Here is a 16,131-nt window from a genome sequence, read left to right as displayed (position 1 = left end):
CCTTTGCGGTGGTCGAGCCGAAGTCGATCCCCATCACACAGGATTTCATCTGGTCCTCCTCCGGGTGCAGCCTGCTACTGGTAAGTGTAACTCACATGTGGGCGGCGTCAAGGTTTCTGCGATGATTTTAGGGGTGGGCCCGGGGGAGGGAAGGGCATGATAAGCATCACTTATCGCCATTTCCGCCCCCCCCTTGCCATCGGCCTCAGGACACGCGGGTGCGCTGCACGTCGATGGTTTCCAGCATCGCTTCCAGCCGGCTTTGCAGGATTTCGTCCTTGTAGAAGCTTTCGTCGGCGACGTCGCCCTCGAAGAACATGGTCTGCATGCCGCGCTGCTGCGCCATCTTGGCAAGCACCAGCTGCCCGTTGGTCGCCGAGCGGCAGGTCCGGGTGGCGTGGAACACGATACCGTCGATGCCGTAGGTCTCGCAGTCGCGAAGCACCTGTTCGGCCAGATTTTGCGCGCTGTGGTTGAAGGGGCACAGCAGGTAATGCTGCGCCATGCCCAAGATCGGGTCGTCCTCGTCGATCAGATGCGGCTCGTGCCAGAAGCTGTTGTGGGTGTAGCGCCCGCAGACCACCGCCGCATCATGTTCGGCGAATTTATTGGCCAGCCAGCCGACCTTGTTCCAGTTCATGATCCCGTCGAAGGCCAGGCGGTAGCGTTCGTTCGGCAGCGCGCTGACGCCCTCGGCCAGCCGCTCTTCGATCTCGGTCTTGACGCCTTGGAAATAATCGACCAGCGCCTGGTTGCCGGGCAGGAAGTTGATCGGCGCGATGCTGGCAACCCAGTCCCAGAACACCGCCGGGGTGGGCCTGGCCTTGCACAGCTCCAGCGCGTCAAGCCGCAGCTGCGCCGCGCGCTTGATGTAATGCATCGACTCGCGCAGACCTTCCCAGTCGAACTTGTTGCCGGTCTTGTGCTCAAGGAACGCGATCAGGTCATGCAGCTGCCCCGCCACGTATTTCGAGGCGTTGTCCCATTCCTCGCCGCGCAGATAGCCCGCGTCGGATTTGTTGCCCCACAGCAGCGGGTAGGAAACCTTGAAGAACGGCAGCTCCTTGTCGAACAGGCGATAGGACACCTCGTCCCACTGCTGGCCGGTGCTGCAACCTGCATAGGCATTCACGAACAGATCGGGCGGCGGCAGCCGGGCGGCCAGAACCTCCTTGCTGGGCATGTCGGGGGATTGGTCCATCTCGACCTGGCCCAGGGCCTCTTTCTTGGTCAGCAGGGCGCAGCCCAGCGTCGTGCGCGCATAGGAACACAGCTCGTTGATATAGCCATAGGCTTCGCCGGCCTGCTGCGCAGGGCCTTCCAGATGCATCGCGGCCAGCCGGGCCCCGAATGCCTCGCCGTGGCACCACTCGACACCTGCCGCTTGTAGGATCGGGTTGATTGCAGCGCCGTTATACCAGACGACTGTGGCGCCGCGATCACGCGCGGTGAACAGGTTGTCCCAGTAGGCCTTGACCATTGCCCCGCCGGCACGAGTGCTGACCAGTCGGTTGGCGCGGGGGGCGGGGCGACCGGCGGTCGCAGCGGGATTGGCGTGTTCCGTGGTGACAGACATGTCGTGCTTCTCCGAGATCGGTTGGCTCAGGCGGGTTCCCCGGCAAGGGCGGGGCGACGAATGATTTCGACCAGGGCTTCGACCCGGGTCTTAAGCATTTCGAGCGCCAGACCCTCGTGTTCTGTCTCGATCAGCAGATGCGGGATGCCCCGAGTGTGGAATTCCTTGCGTAGTTCGGGGTAGTATAGCATATGCGGCTCGCAGAACTTGGGCATCAGCACGATGACCCCCTGCGCGCCGTTGGCTTCCAGCGCCCGCCCCAGATAGCTTTCCCAGTCCGCTGTTTTCTGCGCTCGGGTCGAACAAGGGACGTTGTTGTTGCGGTCGAAATACCACCGCGTCAGGGCTGCGATGGGGCCCAAATCATCGGGCACATCGGTTGAGATGAACCGATAGCCTGTGTAGATATCGTCATCGACCACGGTCACCCCGCAGCTTTCGATCATGTCGAACAACTCGGGGCGCGGCGCGTGGCAGAAATGACCCGAAACATGTAGCCTGACCTGCCCGGACGGCACGGCTGGCAGGGCCTCCAGCAGCGCGATCAGTCGGATCATCAGGGCGGTGTGGTCCTCGATATCCATCACCATTGCGGATTTCACCAACGCCTGCATCTGTCGCCCGGTCAGGTCGATGCGACCCGAACGGCGCATCTCATAAACATGCCGCAGCAGGGCGCGATTGCGGTTATAGATGGTAATGCTGCGATGGATTGCCGCGTCCTCAATCTGGGCGCCGCATAATTCTTCGAGACGCTGGCGCAATTCCCCGATGCGCCCTGAGATCTGCGGTCGGGCCGAAGGTTCGTCCATCGAAGCGGTGAACTGGGCCAAAAACACAGGCATCTCGGGCAACTCGAAGCGGATGGCATCCACCGCCCCCAACAGCGCCACGCAATGGTCGACCAGGAAGATCCCATCATAAGCCGCAAGCTTCCCCGTCGCAGCCTGATCAACCAAGCTGCGGGTGTACCCGCAGTAGAATTCGTGCAGCAGGCTGCGGCCATAGGTGATGGGGGCGTCGTCTTCTTGCAAGAGCGTCGGGAGCGCGCCGGCGGAATGGACGATCTCGGCGGGAAAATTCATCGGGAGGATGCCGAAGACCTTGCGCTGCGTGCGGGCCTTCCATTCGGTGGCGTAGGCGGCGGGATCTTCCGCGACTTTGGCAAGAGTCTTGACGATCTCGTCAATTTCAGCTGCCTTATCCATTCACTTCCTCCAGCGCCGCCTGCAACATGTTTGCTGCCGCGCCACAGAATTCGTTGCGTTGAGGTCAGCAAATAGAATGGTAGTGTATCATTAGCATAGCATCATTTGCAAAGGCGCATGTCAACCAGTACGGTGAGCGGAGCAGCGCGACCACCGCGGCAGGCCTCCGGCTGATATGCATCTGGCCAACGGCGCGCCGTTGACATTCAACCACCTGGTCGCCTTTCTGATGAAGGCCGTTGTTCCATATGGTTTTCGTATCTGGACTGGACTTTTCCGAAAACTCGTGGTTTCTCTGGAGCACATTTTCTCGGGATGCATTGATTGAGCTCGAAGACACCAACCAGAGCCGTCCCTCGTCGTCTGTCGAAAGATGACAGGATTGCTGTTATTCTTCGGACCGCGCGCGAGCTGATTCGCGAAAAAGGGTTCGAAAATTTCCTGCCACTGGAAGTCGCGCAAAAAAGCGGGATTTCTGAAGGTATGGTTTATAAATATTTCAAGAGCAAACGCGAACTTATGGAGCGCGTTGCCGAGGATTGGTTTGAAGAATTTCTGAATGAGGCACCCCTGCCAGCTCAGGACCTTCCTTTGCGTGATCAGCTTTTCCAAGTGATTTGGAGCTCGCTCATGTCTATCAAGAGAGAGCCGGCGCTGACCCGCTTCGTCCTGATGGAGCTAAGGGCGGATCCAAACTATCGCAATCTTCCAACTTATCGACAAAGCCGCCGTTTTGCGAAATCGGTGGTAGACGTCATCGAGCAGGGAATTCAGCGTGGGCTGATCCGAGAAGACCTGAATCGCAAGCTTGTGCGCGATATGATATTCGGAGCCATCGAACATGCCACATGGGCATTCCTGCGCGGCGAGGATGAGGAGTTTTCGGTCGACGTGACCGCGCGCGGGATTACCGACATGATTCTGGACGGTATCAGCACTCAAAAGCCACTGACGACGGAAATGATCGAGCGACTCGAGCATATGGTAAGCCAGCTCGCTAGCGAGCTGCACGGTGTCCGGATGGGGCCTCCTGCAGATTGACGCAAGTCAGATTTTTCGCGTGCCTGTTTCAAAGCGTGCGGCCAGCGGCTCAGGCCGCAGAATCCAATTATATGTGCAAATAACGATTCTGCACCTCTTCGTTGTCGCGAAGCTCTGCCGCAGTTCCGTGATAGACGATCATGCCCTTTTCCAGAACGTAGCAGCGATCGCTGAGGTTCAGGACAAAATCAAGGTTTTGTTCTGCCATTATGATCGAGACGCCGGTATCGCGCAATTCTCGGATCTTTTTCCCTATCTGAGCAACGATCAGGGGTGCGACCCCTTCGGAAGGCTCGTCCAGCAGGATCAGTTCGGGATTGCCCATCAACGTGCGGGCGATGGTCAGCATCTGCTGCTGCCCGCCGCTAAGCAATCCGGCGGGACGAGTCAGGAAGTGTTCAAGATCGGGAAACAGTGCGAAAACCCGCTCTTCGGTCCACGGCTCCAATCCCTCACGAGGGGGCCGCCGAGCAACGTCCAAATTTTCCCAAACTGTCAGCGACCCGAATACGCGCCGCTCTTCAGGGACGTAGCCAAGCCCGTCGCGGGCATTCAGATGCGATGCCCGCTTGGTGATGGGTCTGTTCTTCCACAGGATTTGACCGGATGATGATGGTGTAATTCCCATTATCGCCCGCATTGTCGTGGATTTCCCAACACCATTGCGGCCGACCAGCGCCACTAGCTCGCCCTTTCCGACCTTCAGGGAGACATTGTGCAAAACTTTACTGAGACCGTAGGAAACATTGATTCCCTCGACTTGCAAAATGCCCATACTACTCTCTTCCCAGATAGATGCGCTGAACATCGTCATTGACGCGGATCTCTTGCGGCAGGCCTGTCGCGATAATTTCTCCGTGATGGAGAACGGAGATTGTGCTGGCAATCTCGAACACCACATTCATGTCATGCTCAGTAAAAAGCAGCGTAATTCCACGTTCCTGCACGATGTCGCGGATCAGGGCGATGCTTGACAAGGTTTCGGCTATAGACATTCCCGCAGTGGGCTCGTCCAAGAGCAAAATCTTTGGCTCTGCAGCCAGGGCCACGGCAAGCTCTAGCTGTTTTTGCTTACCGTGGGCCAACTCGCCGGCGCGTCGTTCGGAATCGGCCCCAAGCTTGACTTGTTCAAGCAGTTCCATGATTTCGTCACGAAACAGTTCGGCTGCCCCGCGGAATGGGTTGTACTGCAGCTTGCGACTGGCAATCAAGGCGACCTGCACGTTTTCAAAAGCAGTTTTCCGGGGAAACACATTTACCTTTTGAAAAGATCGCGCCATGCCAATTTGCACGATTTCATGTGGCTTTTTTTTAGCAAGGCGCTTCCCCTCGAGTGTGATGCTACCAGTCGTGGGCAAGATCAGCCCCGAGATGAGGTTAAACAAGGTAGTTTTCCCCGCTCCATTCGGACCGATAATGGCGTGTCTTGCCCCGCGCTCGACACAAAATGTGACCGCATTTATGGCGAGAAACCCGCCGAACTTCTTTGTTGCGTCGGTGATTTCAAGAAATGCCATTTCACTCGCGCCTAACGCTTGTATAGAGTTTACGGAAAAGTCCTATAAGTCCCTCGGGCAGTACTAGGACGACGATTATGAGAATCAGCCCCATTACCAACGGCCAATATTGCGTATATTGGTGGATGGTCACCTCAAGCAGGTACAGCAACGAGGCACCCAGAATCGGCCCGACGAAACTGTGCACACCTCCCAGCAAAACGCTGATTACGATATGGCCCGACTGTGTCCAGAATGCCGATTGTGGATACATTCCGCGCAGATACATCGACATGAGGCTGCCCGCGACGGCAGCAAACAACGCTGCGAGCACGAAGCCGATCAATTGCATCTGCCGGACATTCACCCCAAGGAAGTTCGCTCTGGTCTCGTTTTCGCGGATTGCGACGAAGATTTGGCCCATGGTGGACTTGCTCAAGACCCACATCAGCGCGGTCGAGATGCTTACCACCGCCAAGGTGAACCAGTAGAAGTTCTGCGGAGAGCTCAGGAACTGAGGCAACGCGATGCCGACGAACCCGTCATCGCCGCCTGTGACGGGCTTCCATTTGATGATGATGCCCCATACCAACATCGAAAATGCCAGCGTCAGCATGGCAAAGTAAATTGCCTTGAGCCTGACACAAAGCGCGCCGATCATCAGGGCGAAAATGGAGGCCAAGAGAACCGCCATGGGCATCGCTATGCCAAGCGGCAGTTGCCATCGGCTGAGAAAAAATGCCGTCGCATAGCCGCCGATGGCGAAGAATGCGGCGTGGCCAAAGGATACCAGCCCGATATGTCCGACCAAGATGTTGAGGCTTAGCGCCAACAGGCTGAAGATCATGACCTGCACGGTCAGTTCGGTCAGATAGCGCGACCCCATGAAGGGTACCGCCAGCAGTATCAAGAACAGAAGCGCGAGGAATGCAAGTTGCGAACGGTTGGTCATTAGTGACGTTCCTCATCGGGTTTTCCGAAAAGACCCCACGGACGCACCAGAAGAATGACGACCATCATCACGTAAGAGGCGACGATGGCCCATTCCTGCAGGTAGATCGAGCCCATCACGGTTAGAAATCCAAGGATCAGGGCGCCGATGAAACTGCCCAGCAGGCTGCCAAGCCCGCCGATGATGACGATGATGAAGGCGTCGATGATAACAAGCGCATCCATGCCCGGATCAACGGCCGAGCGCGGCGCCGCCAACGCCCCCCCCATGGCGGCCAATGCGGCACCGGCGACGAATACGCCCGAGTAGACCAGCTTTACGTCGGTCCCCAGCGCGTTAAGCATCACTCGGTCCTCGCGTGCGGCGCGGAGGATGCGCCCCCAGCGTGTGCGCTCCATGAAAAACCAGATCGCCACGGCGATGATTGGCCCCGCAATGCAAAGGAACAATGCGTATTTCGGATAGGGTGAGATTCCCAAATTGACGGCGCCGCGCAGAAATGGCGGGGCGCTGATGCTGTATTGGCCCGACCCCCATATCATCTTCACTACGTCCTTAATGACTAGGACCAGAGCAAAGGTGAACAGAAGCTGCAGCATGTGTTCTTTGTCATAAAGCTGGGATAGCAAGACGCGCTCGACGACAAATGCCATTGCGCCCATTGCGGCGCCGGCGCCCAGCACCCCGAGCACAAAGCCAAGATTGCTGTTGCCCGTCACGCCTAGGATCGACAGCGCCAGATAAGCGCCGACCATGTAGAACGCGCCATGCGCGAAATTGACGATGCGGAGGACGCCGAAGATCAGGGTGAGGCCGGCGGCAATGATGAAAAGGTTCATCGCCAAGGAAAATGAGTTCATCACCTGTATGAACAGGATCATTGGATTTGCGAACATGCGGTGCACCTTGCGCCCGCCTGGCGCGTTATGCGCACGATGGCCGGCGTTGCCTGAAAGGGGGGCGCGCCGCTTCTGCGGCGCGCGGGACTCGCAGCGACAGGTTAGCGCACCAGGCGAAGATCGGTCATGCGCGCTGCGTTTGATCCGTCCTGTGGCTCGAACCGGCCGTAAAACTCGGGCGAATTTGCACGGTTCGTCTCGGGGTCGATGGTAATCTCGCCCAGCGGGGTCTGGATGGTCAGCCCGTCCAGTGCGGCCGCTACTTCCGTAGGATCGGTTGTGCCTGCCGTATCGATTGCTGCGGCCAAGAATTTAACGGCATTGTAGCCAGTGATTGGCCACATGTCGGTTTCCTTTCGGCCCTGAAAGTCTGCCAACGCCTCTTGGTAGGCGGCGTGAGATTCCAGCCCTTCATAATACCAGACATCGGCAGCCGAAGCCCATAGTCCGGCAGGCAATTCGGCACCAAGGGCGGCCGCCACGGCGTGATCGCCCGTGTTCGAGCCCCACAGCACTGTTTTCGAATCGAACAGACCAAAGGGGGTTGCCTGCTTTATAAAGGCGATGAAGCTGCCGCCGAACTGGGTGCCGATGACTGTATCGCAGTCCGCTGACAGCAGTTGAGTGATGGTCGCGCTGAAATCGGTGGCATTCATTGGCACCAAAAACGCACCCGCCTCGCGGATGTCGCCCATGTTGGCGCGGACTGCGGCGAACCAGTCATGGGTATAAGCGTAATCGAAGCCGGTGAAGCAGATGCTTTCCGTGCCGATGCCTTTCAGGACCTCGACCGTGCGCACGCCGTCCACGTCAGTGGTAGGGGCGAGCTGGAAGATGTAATCATGCAGGTTTTCGCCGGCGGTAAGCGCCTCGGTCTTGGCAGAGGGCGAAATGTTCACGACCTTTTCTTCGCGCGCGATCTGCGAATTCGCCAGTGAGGTCGCTGATGTTGCCGGGCCGATGAAATGCTGGACCCCCTCAAGCGTGATCAGCTCGCGCATGGCGGCGGTGGATACATCGGGGCGCAGCTGTTCGTCGCGCAACAGGATTTCAAGCGGACGACCCAGAACGCCTCCGGCTTCATTGACCTGCTTCACCGCCAGCTCGACACCCGTAAAGATGCCTTCGCCGACATAGGCGCTACCGCCAGACATGGGCAGGATGACGCCGACCTTGATCGGCCCGTCCTCAGCCATCGCTACCGTGGCCATGGCCGCAGCTCCGAGGGCAATGGCACAGGATTTCATCGCTTTTGCGTAGTTCATGGATCGTCAACCTCCCATTGACGTTTCAGTCAATTCTGACGGTGCGGTCGCTCGCGGCTCACTCCCGTCAGTCTCCTCCTTCTGTCGTTGCGCCGGTCGGCGGTCAGACGAACTCGCGCCCGTAAAGATGTCGGGCGATAATGATTTTCTGGATCTGCGGGGTGCCGTCCGCGATCAGTTGCCCGCAGACGTCGCGCAGTCGCTGCTCGATCGGCAGATCCTGGGTGTAGCCGTAGTGGCCATGCAGGATGAGACAGTCGCGAATCACATCGACGCAGATTTCGGGGACCATCCCCTTGCAAACTGCCGCCTCGGCGTTGTGCGGCAGATTCTGGTCGCGCAGCCACAGCGTGCGCAGACAGTGCCAGCGCGCCATTTCCAGCCGTGACCACGCCTCGGCCGCCGGAAATGACACGCCTTGGTTGCGCGATATCGGCTGCCCGAACGCCTTGCGCTGGCTGGTGTAGGCGATGGTTTCCTCAAGCGTCTGCATCGCCGCGCCAACGCACATCAGCCCGATTAGCGCGCGCGTGTATTCAAAGGTCTGCATTGCCGAGCCGAAGGCCCCGTTCAACTTGCCGATCAGATTCGCTTCCGGGACGCGCACGTCGTCAAGAAACAGCGAGCCGCGCAGAATGCATTTCGACCCCATGTCGGCATAAGGGTGACGGGTCACGCCAGGCGCGTCTAATGGCACCAGAAACGCAGAGACCCCGCGTGACCCGGCATCCGGATCGGTGCGTGCGAACACGACGCCAGCGTCGGCAGCCATCACCAGCGTCACCGAGGCTTTTTCGCCGTTCAGAACGAAGTCGTCGCCGTCCCGTTCAGCCCGAGTACGGATGGCGGCCGCATCCGATCCGCAATGCGGTTCCGTCAGGCACACGCTGATGCGGGCGTCGCCGGCAGCTAGCCGCGGCAGCCATTCCCGGCGCAGCGGCTCGCTGGCGTTGCGCGCCATTAGATCGCCGACAAAAGCGCTGTTTAGGATTCCGTAGCACAGGTTGAAATCACCGCGGGCGACCGCCTCGATGGCGAGGCCAGCGGTCACGCAGTCAAGTTCCTGCCCGTCGTATTCCCCAGGAATGCGCAGCCCAAATAGGCCCATTTCGGCCATCTGCTGCCACGCGTCCTCGGGAAACATGCCGTCCCTGTCCCGGCGCATGTAGCCCGCAAGCAACGTGCTGGCGACAAAGCCGTTCAGGGCCGAGGTGATGCTTGCCTGATCGTCAGTATAGGAAAAGTTCAATGCGATCCTCCCGCGCGATCCTTCCATGTCGTGCACGTTTCAGTGGGTGATGGCCGGCTTGGCCGCGGTGCCGCAAGCCGATGTTCGCGCTGGCGGCTCCATCATCCTTCAATGGGGTTGTCTGACGGTTGCTTAAGAGTTTTTGTAAGGTAACCTCGACTCATGAGGGTGTAATAGTAAGCATCTTACGCACCTTGGTTCAGATTGATTCCTTGACTACAGGCTAAGCGAATCAATGGAAGAATCGCAATAGTAAACTTGTGTCCTAAAACTGGTTGCTTGATGGTGGTGAGGTAAATTACACTTACCTATACGAATCGCGACGGCTCTGGCGGCGCGATGAGGAGGAGCGATGGACGAAATTCTGGAAACCATGGCTGTCGTGGCAGCGGATCCCCTAGCGTATGCGCGGCAGTGGAAGAAAGAGACGCAGGGCCGGGTGATCGGCCTCTTCCCCATGCACTTCCCCGGAGAGCTGGCCCACGCCGCCGGCGCACTGCCGGTGATCTTGCAAGAGGATGATGAGCCGATCACCGTCGGCCAAGCTCAGGTGTTCAACTTTTACTGCGGCTACAACCGCTCGATCATCGATCAGGCGCTGCGGGGCGAGTTTGAGGTGCTGGACGCGATCCTGTTTGGCGATCATTGCGTGCAGTTGCTGGGCACCGCCGACGTGATCCGCGCCAGTTTGCCCAAGATGCCGATCCTGTTCAACCAGCTGTGCTCAATTCTTGATGCGGAATGGGCCAAGGCGGAAACGGTCCGCACCTTTACGCAGCTTTGGAAGGAGCTCGAGGCGCTGATCGGCCAGCCCATCGCGCCCGAACAGGTGCAGGCATCCATCCGCCTATTCAACCGCAACCGCGCGCTGATCCGGCAGCTTTACGACCTGCGGCGGGCCGGAGAGATTGCACTGACCGGCCGGCAGATGCAGGACGTGGTGAAATCCTCGATGGTGATGGACCGGGCGCAGCATACCGTGCTGTTGGAAAAGCTGATCGCCGGGCTGGAAAGGCGCGGGCCGCCCACCGATGCGGTGCGGGTGTTCCTGTCGGGGCATCTTTGCCATGCGCCGAAGCTGCCAGTGCTGGATCTGATCGAGGACTGTGGCGGCGTGGTGGTGGACGACGATCTTTACCACGGATTCCGCTTTGTATTCTGGGACGCCGCCGAAACCGGCGACCCGGTCGAGGCGCTGGCGGACTGGTATCTGCTACGCTCGACCAAGGTTCCCTGTCCGACCCGCGCGGTGAAGTCGCTGGATTGGGAAGACTACCTGCTGCGCAACGTCCGCGCGTCGGGGGCGCAGGGGTTGATCGTGCTGATGGCCAAGTTTTGCGAGCCGCACATGTATTTCTACCCCGAGATCAAGGAGGCCTTCGACCGCCACGACATTCCGCATCTGCTGGTCGAAACCGAGCACGAGGAAATGCCGATGGAGACGCTGAAAACCCGAGTCGAAACTTTCATCGAGATTGCCAAGCGCAGAATGGCCGCATGACGCGGCGCAGTTATACCGGAGGACAGAAGGATGCAGATGGTTGCAGAAGCGCAGGAACGTCCCGAAGCCAGGCCGATCTTTGGGAATGGTGAGCGGGCGAACCGCCTGAAGGCCACTCGCTTTGGTGGCAAGCTGGTCAACGACTACTGGGAAAGCCTTTTTGCCGCCAAGGAACAGGGCAAAAAGGTGGTGTGGTACAACGGCACCTATATCCCACCCTTCTTCCACGCCCATGACGTGGCTTGGGTTCACGGCGAAGCCTGGTCGGCGATGCTGTCGGCCAAGCACCGCGAGGTCACGGCACAGGCGCGTGGCGATGAAAAAGGCTATGATCGCGAGCTGTGTTCTTATGCCCGGACCCATATCGGTCAGCTGTTGATCGAACTGGACAAGATCAAGGCTGGCACCTCGGACATCGCGCCGGACGATCCGCGCATCGAGACGATGCTGAAGTTGCCCCCGCCGGACATGATCATCAATGCCTATCCCTACTGCTCGTCCGGGCAACAGTGGGACGACATCACCTATCGGCTGTTCGGCAAGAGGGTGCCGATGATGACGATCTCGATCCCGCTGCTGTGGGGCGGGCGTCCAGACGCGGGCTATCTGCGTGGCGAGGAATGGAACGAGCGTTCACGCTATGTCGCCGACCAACTGATCGCCATGACAAAATTCATGGAGGAGCACACCGGCCGCAAGTTCGATTTTGACCGCCTTTCCGAGGCCATGGGCTATGTCAAGAAAGCTGCACAGCTGCGGCTTGAGGCGATGGATCTGTGCACCGCTCAACCCTCGCCGGCCTCGTTTTTTGATTGGATCGTGTCGATCGCCCCGGTCAATTTTCTGCCCGGCGACCAGAACATCGTCACCTATTTCGAAGGCGTCCTGGCCGAGTGCAAGGAGCGCATCGCTCGCGGCGAAGGTGCAGTGAAGGATGAAAAATACCGGCTGTTCTTCGATGGAATGATGAACTGGAACAAGGTCGGTTGGCTGGCCGACAAGTTTGCGGCTGTGAACGCCTGCGTCGTTGCTGGCCGCTATACGCATATGTCTTTCTGGCAGGAGCCCGAGCTGATCGACGTTAACGACCCGGTGCTGGGCATGGCGCAGAACTATCTGATCTGCCCCAACAACCACGGCGCCCCGATAATGATCGGCGAGATCGAAAAGATTTGCGACAAGTTCAAGATCGACGGGATGGTGATGCACGCCGCGCGCACCTGTCGGGGCATGACCAACTCGCAATTCCTGATCGCTGACAGCGCCAAGCGCCACGGTCGTCAGGCGTTATTCTTCGAAGGCGATGTGGCGGACGAATCCTTCTACAAGGACGAGCTGCTGAATGTGCGACTTGAGGCGATGATCGAAGCGCTGGATGCAAAGGCGCGGGCGGCCTGATTGCATCGCATGAACCCGGCCTCGTGGATGGGGGCGGGTTTTTTTACCTAAGTAAGCTACGCTAGCATATGGTAATCTTATGCGGCGAATCTGGGAGGAGACAGACATGACCGAGGCGATCACGCGCACACCCATCCCCTTTGAAATGGCCAGCGCGGTGATAACCGGTGGCACCTCGGGGGTCGGGCTCGAAACCGCCTGCCAACTTGCCGAGGCCGGGGTGCCCCGCATCGCCATCGTCGGGCGCAATGCCGAACGCGGACAGGCGGCACGGGACTCCATCCTTGCCCGCAAGCCCGGCGTGCATATCGTGTTCCTGCAAGGCGACTGCAACGAAGCCGATCAGGCGATCGCGGCTTGCGAAGCGGCGCGGGCGGCCTTCGGCTCGGTCGATATCCTGGTGAACTCGACCGTCGGACCTTACGGGCCGACGCTGCTGCACAAGATCCCGGTCGAGCAGTTGCAGGACATCGTGCTCAAGCAGATGATGGCGCCTCTGCTGACAAGCCGGATCGTCCTGCCATGGATGAGCGAAAAGGGCGGCGGCGCCATCATCAACATCGCGTCGGACGCGGGCAAGCTGACCACGCCGGGCGAATCAGTGATCGGCGCCGCCATGGCCGGGATCATCATGTTCAGCCGCACCATGGCAATCGAAGCAAAGCGGCACGGCATCCGCGTCAATATCGTTACCCCCTCGATCATCGAGGGCACCGCGACCTATCAACAGGTGATGGCGGCCGAGTTTTCCAGCAAGCTCTTCGGTAAGGCGATCAAGATGGCCCAGCTTGGCGTCGTCACCCCCGCCGACATGGCTGCGCTGATCGTGTTTCTGGCCAGCCCACAGGCGGCCAAGATCACCGGTCAGGCGATCAGCTGTAACGGCGGGATCTCGGCGGCCTAGGCCCCATGGCAGGACGGCTTCACTGTCCTGTCAAATTGACCGCAACGACACGTATTCCTGTGCCGGTTGAGGAGTCGGCAGGACGTGAGGGAGGACCCGAAATGACCCAGACCCAGAAATTCACCATGTCCTATTTCCCGGCCGAGCCCGGAGAGCCGCTGTGGGACATGACCGTCCCCGAACTGATGCAGTGGAATGCCAAGGATTATCCCGACCGCATCGCGCTGGTCGAGGGTGTCGCGGACCCTGCCAAGCGGCGGCGCTGGACGTATCGCCAGCTGGTTGATGAAGTGACCGAGACCGCGCGCGGCTTGCTTGAGTATTTCGAGCCGGGCGACAAGGTCGCCATCATCGCTCCCGAGACGCCGGAGTGGGTAATCTTCCAGCACGCGATCTGTATGGCCGGGCTGATTATCGTCCCGGTGAATCCCGCCTATACTGATCGCGAATTGGCGTTCGTTCTGCGTAGTTCCGAGGCAAAAGGCATCGTCTTTGCTGAGACCTCGCGCGGCAAAGCCTTGCGCCCTATGGTCGAAAATGCACAGGTCAGCCTTCCGGATCTGGTCCACGCCATCTGCATTGCCGATCTGGACCGGATCAAGGCCCACGGCGACCCTGACCGTGTGCTCCCCCGTCTTGAGCCGGGAGAGATGATGCAGATCCAGTATACCTCGGGGACCACCGGCTTTCCCAAGGGGGCCTGCCTCCATCACCGGGGTGTTATCAACTCGGCCAGGCTTATTGTCGAGCGGGCCGATTTTCCTGTCGGTGGCGTCTGGATCAACTCGATGCCGATGTTTCATATCGGCGGCGGCATCGTGTCTGCCATCGGTACATTCAGCCGCCACGGCACCTTCGTGCTGATGCCACAGTTTGACCCTGCTCTATTTCTTGAACTGATTGAGGCCGAAAGTGTTAACTGCTCACTGATCGTGCCTACCATGATCCTGGCTTTGCTGAACCATCCGGACATGAAGACCCGCGATGTCAGCAGCTTCCGCTCGATCCTGTCAGGGGCGGCGGCGGTTCCAGCGGCTCTGGTTCACCGCGCGAAAAAGGAATTCGACGTCGAGTTCGCCATTATGTTTGGCCAGACTGAAAGCAACGGCCCGTTCATTGAAACGTTGACTACCGATCCCGTCGAACTGCAGTGCGAGACTATCGGCCGTCCCATCCCGCACGTCGAGGTCAAGATCGTCGATCTCGAATCTCTGGAAACGGTTCCGGTCGGTACGGTCGGGGAGTTGTGGATGCGCGGTTTCGGCACCATGATCGGGTATTATGGACGCTCAGAGGCAACTGCGGCGGCGTTAACTACGGATGGATGGTTGCGTACGGGCGATCTGTGCACGATGGACGAAAACGGCTATATGCGGATTGCTGGCCGTCTGAAAGAGATGATTATCCGGGGCGGTATGAACCTCTACCCCAAGGAAATCGAAGAAATTATCTTCGACCACCCGCAGGTGGCGCAGGTGGCTGTCTTGGGCGTGCCGGATGAGACTTGGGGTGAAATCGTGGCTGCGATCGTCCAGCCGCGCTCGACCGACGAATGCCCGGCCGCCGAAGAGCTTTATGGGCATTGCCGCAAGAACCTGTCGCCGCAGAAAACTCCTGAAAAGTGGTTCTTTGTCGACAGCTATCCCATGACCGCGACTGGCAAGATTCAGAAAAACGTGCTGGCTGAGATGATCCAGGCGGGCCAACTGCCCGAGGCTGTCTGGGTGCGCCCGGTGCGCAATTCCGCGATCGCCTAGAGCAATGCCGCGTTCTGTCGCTATGATTACGGGCGCCCGCGGCGGCTTGGGCGGGGCGATAGCCCTCGCCCTTGCCAAACGTGGGCATGATCTGGTGCTGAATGATCTAGATATGTCCCGAGATTTATTCGCGCTGGCCGCCGATTTGCGTACCTTTGGCGGGCGGGTCGAGATCATGCCGCAGGACATCGGACAGGTCCAGCAGCTTCCCGGATATGTTGCCGAGGTAGTTGCGCGAATGGGCGGGCTTGACGTGCTGGTGAACAATGCCGGCGTTTCTGTGCTGTCCCGGGGCGATCTGCTGGATGTTACTCCTGAAAGCTTCGATCGCTGCATCGCAGTCAACATGAGGGCGCAGTTTTTCCTGACGCAGGCCGTGGCGCGGCATATGTTGGCAGCGCCAGCGGCGCGACGTCGGACGATCATCACCGTCACCTCGGTGGCTGTCGACCAAATAATCGGCAAGGTGCTGGCCGAATATTCCATCTCTAAAGCAGGGCTTGCGCATATGGTCCAGCACTTCGCGGCCCGGCTGGCCCCGGAAAACATCGATTGTTTCGAGATTCGGCCGGGGATGATGCAGACAGAGATGACATCCACCAGTCGCGAAAAATACGATCGACTGATCGCCGAAGGGTTCGTCCCGGCGGGGCGTTGGGGGAGCCTTGACGAAATCGGAAAGGTGATCGCAACCATGGCGTCCGGCGAATTTTCCTATGCTGTCGGTCAGGCTATCCATATTGACGGCGGGATGCGGTTTAAGACGTTCTAAGGCTTTTTTTTTCCGTTTAATTCACGGTTGTTACGATAATGGTTACCAGCTCGACGTAGCTTTTTCCCAGGTAATAGCCGAACGCCAGGGCAAGGATCGCGGGCAGGATCGTT

At 59.0% G+C, this 16,131-nt stretch carries 14 protein-coding genes; 6 read left to right on the top strand and 8 right to left on the bottom strand.

The window, feature by feature from the left end:
• Window positions 1-205: 205 nt before the first annotated feature.
• Window positions 206-1,576 (bottom strand): 2-hydroxyacyl-CoA dehydratase subunit D, encoded by a 1,371-nt coding sequence (locus BLW83_RS15140; protein WP_090849213.1) that lies wholly within the window; start codon window positions 1,574-1,576, stop codon window positions 206-208.
• A gap of 26 nt (window positions 1,577-1,602) precedes the next feature.
• Window positions 1,603-2,784 carry a 2-hydroxyacyl-CoA dehydratase subunit D gene (locus BLW83_RS15135; protein WP_090849211.1) on the bottom strand — a complete coding sequence of 394 codons (1,182 nt, stop codon included), beginning with the start codon at window positions 2,782-2,784 and terminating at the stop codon, window positions 1,603-1,605.
• 324 nt (window positions 2,785-3,108) lie between these two features.
• Here BLW83_RS15135 and BLW83_RS15130 point away from each other — a divergent pair, with 324 nt between their 5' ends.
• Window positions 3,109-3,825: a TetR/AcrR family transcriptional regulator gene (locus tag BLW83_RS15130; RefSeq protein WP_245728929.1), complete on the top strand. Its 717-nt coding sequence runs from the start codon at window positions 3,109-3,111 to the stop codon at window positions 3,823-3,825.
• Window positions 3,826-3,892: 67 nt separating this feature from the next.
• On the opposite strand, the gene BLW83_RS15125 is transcribed toward BLW83_RS15130, so the two are convergent.
• From BLW83_RS15125 to BLW83_RS15100, 6 genes are all read right to left on the bottom strand, one after another.
• Window positions 3,893-4,639, bottom strand: a complete 747-nt coding sequence (locus tag BLW83_RS15125) for an ABC transporter ATP-binding protein (RefSeq protein WP_245728927.1) — start codon at window positions 4,637-4,639, stop codon at window positions 3,893-3,895.
• Window positions 4,602-5,342 (bottom strand): ABC transporter ATP-binding protein, encoded by a 741-nt coding sequence (locus tag BLW83_RS15120; protein WP_090849208.1) that lies wholly within the window; start codon window positions 5,340-5,342, stop codon window positions 4,602-4,604. The genes BLW83_RS15125 and BLW83_RS15120 overlap by 38 nt, the downstream gene beginning before the upstream one ends.
• Before the next feature lies 1 nt (window position 5,343).
• Entirely contained in the window at window positions 5,344-6,273 is a 930-nt protein-coding gene (locus BLW83_RS15115) for a branched-chain amino acid ABC transporter permease (protein ID WP_090849206.1), read from the bottom strand.
• Complete coding sequence (locus tag BLW83_RS15110; protein WP_177172605.1) at window positions 6,273-7,154, bottom strand: branched-chain amino acid ABC transporter permease; 882 nt, start codon at window positions 7,152-7,154, stop codon at window positions 6,273-6,275. The genes BLW83_RS15115 and BLW83_RS15110 overlap by 1 nt, the downstream gene beginning before the upstream one ends.
• Before the next feature lie 119 nt (window positions 7,155-7,273).
• Entirely contained in the window at window positions 7,274-8,437 is a 1,164-nt protein-coding gene (locus BLW83_RS15105; RefSeq protein ID WP_090849202.1) for an ABC transporter substrate-binding protein, read from the bottom strand.
• A 103-nt stretch (window positions 8,438-8,540) separates the two neighbouring features.
• The gene (locus BLW83_RS15100; RefSeq protein WP_090849200.1) at window positions 8,541-9,713 is read right to left on the bottom strand and encodes an acyl-CoA dehydrogenase family protein; all 1,173 of its coding nucleotides are present in this window, start codon (window positions 9,711-9,713) and stop codon (window positions 8,541-8,543) included.
• 325 nt (window positions 9,714-10,038) lie between these two features.
• Here BLW83_RS15100 and BLW83_RS15095 point away from each other — a divergent pair, with 325 nt between their 5' ends.
• The 5 genes from BLW83_RS15095 (at window position 10,039) to BLW83_RS15075 (ending at window position 16,018) form a co-directional block, all read left to right on the top strand.
• A complete protein-coding gene (locus BLW83_RS15095) occupies window positions 10,039-11,187 on the top strand; it encodes a 2-hydroxyacyl-CoA dehydratase subunit D (protein ID WP_090849198.1) in 1,149 nt (382 codons plus the stop codon).
• 30 nt (window positions 11,188-11,217) lie between these two features.
• Complete coding sequence (locus tag BLW83_RS15090) at window positions 11,218-12,585, top strand: 2-hydroxyacyl-CoA dehydratase subunit D (protein ID WP_090849196.1); 1,368 nt, start codon at window positions 11,218-11,220, stop codon at window positions 12,583-12,585.
• A gap of 106 nt (window positions 12,586-12,691) precedes the next feature.
• A complete protein-coding gene (locus BLW83_RS15085; RefSeq protein WP_090849194.1) occupies window positions 12,692-13,489 on the top strand; it encodes an SDR family NAD(P)-dependent oxidoreductase in 798 nt (265 codons plus the stop codon).
• A gap of 101 nt (window positions 13,490-13,590) precedes the next feature.
• Window positions 13,591-15,246: a class I adenylate-forming enzyme family protein gene (locus BLW83_RS15080; protein ID WP_177172603.1), complete on the top strand. Its 1,656-nt coding sequence runs from the start codon at window positions 13,591-13,593 to the stop codon at window positions 15,244-15,246.
• 4 nt (window positions 15,247-15,250) lie between these two features.
• Window positions 15,251-16,018: a 3-ketoacyl-ACP reductase gene (locus BLW83_RS15075; protein ID WP_090849190.1), complete on the top strand. Its 768-nt coding sequence runs from the start codon at window positions 15,251-15,253 to the stop codon at window positions 16,016-16,018.
• Window positions 16,019-16,131 lie beyond the last annotated feature (113 nt).

The sequence above is a fragment of the Paracoccus alkenifer genome (assembly GCF_900108405.1).
Taxonomy (GTDB): Bacteria; Pseudomonadota; Alphaproteobacteria; order Rhodobacterales; family Rhodobacteraceae; genus Paracoccus; species Paracoccus alkenifer.
Note: the sequence above shows the minus strand (reverse complement) of the source record. Positions and strands in the feature narration are given on the sequence as shown.

Coding starts and splice junctions, on each gene's coding strand:
- BLW83_RS15125 (WP_245728927.1), bottom strand. CDS start 4,639: ATGACGATGTTCAGCGCATCTATCTGGGAAGAGAGTAGTATGGGCATT.
- BLW83_RS15105 (WP_090849202.1), bottom strand. CDS start 8,437: ATGAACTACGCAAAAGCGATGAAATCCTGTGCCATTGCCCTCGGAGCT.
- BLW83_RS15110 (WP_177172605.1), bottom strand. CDS start 7,154: ATGATCCTGTTCATACAGGTGATGAACTCATTTTCCTTGGCGATGAAC.
- BLW83_RS15095 (WP_090849198.1), top strand. CDS start 10,039: ATGGACGAAATTCTGGAAACCATGGCTGTCGTGGCAGCGGATCCCCTA.
- BLW83_RS15080 (WP_177172603.1), top strand. CDS start 13,591: ATGACCCAGACCCAGAAATTCACCATGTCCTATTTCCCGGCCGAGCCC.
- BLW83_RS15075 (WP_090849190.1), top strand. CDS start 15,251: ATGCCGCGTTCTGTCGCTATGATTACGGGCGCCCGCGGCGGCTTGGGC.
- BLW83_RS15120 (WP_090849208.1), bottom strand. CDS start 5,342: ATGGCATTTCTTGAAATCACCGACGCAACAAAGAAGTTCGGCGGGTTT.
- BLW83_RS15100 (WP_090849200.1), bottom strand. CDS start 9,713: ATGGAAGGATCGCGCGGGAGGATCGCATTGAACTTTTCCTATACTGAC.
- BLW83_RS15140 (WP_090849213.1), bottom strand. CDS start 1,576: ATGTCTGTCACCACGGAACACGCCAATCCCGCTGCGACCGCCGGTCGC.
- BLW83_RS15085 (WP_090849194.1), top strand. CDS start 12,692: ATGACCGAGGCGATCACGCGCACACCCATCCCCTTTGAAATGGCCAGC.
- BLW83_RS15090 (WP_090849196.1), top strand. CDS start 11,218: ATGCAGATGGTTGCAGAAGCGCAGGAACGTCCCGAAGCCAGGCCGATC.
- BLW83_RS15115 (WP_090849206.1), bottom strand. CDS start 6,273: ATGACCAACCGTTCGCAACTTGCATTCCTCGCGCTTCTGTTCTTGATA.
- BLW83_RS15135 (WP_090849211.1), bottom strand. CDS start 2,784: ATGGATAAGGCAGCTGAAATTGACGAGATCGTCAAGACTCTTGCCAAA.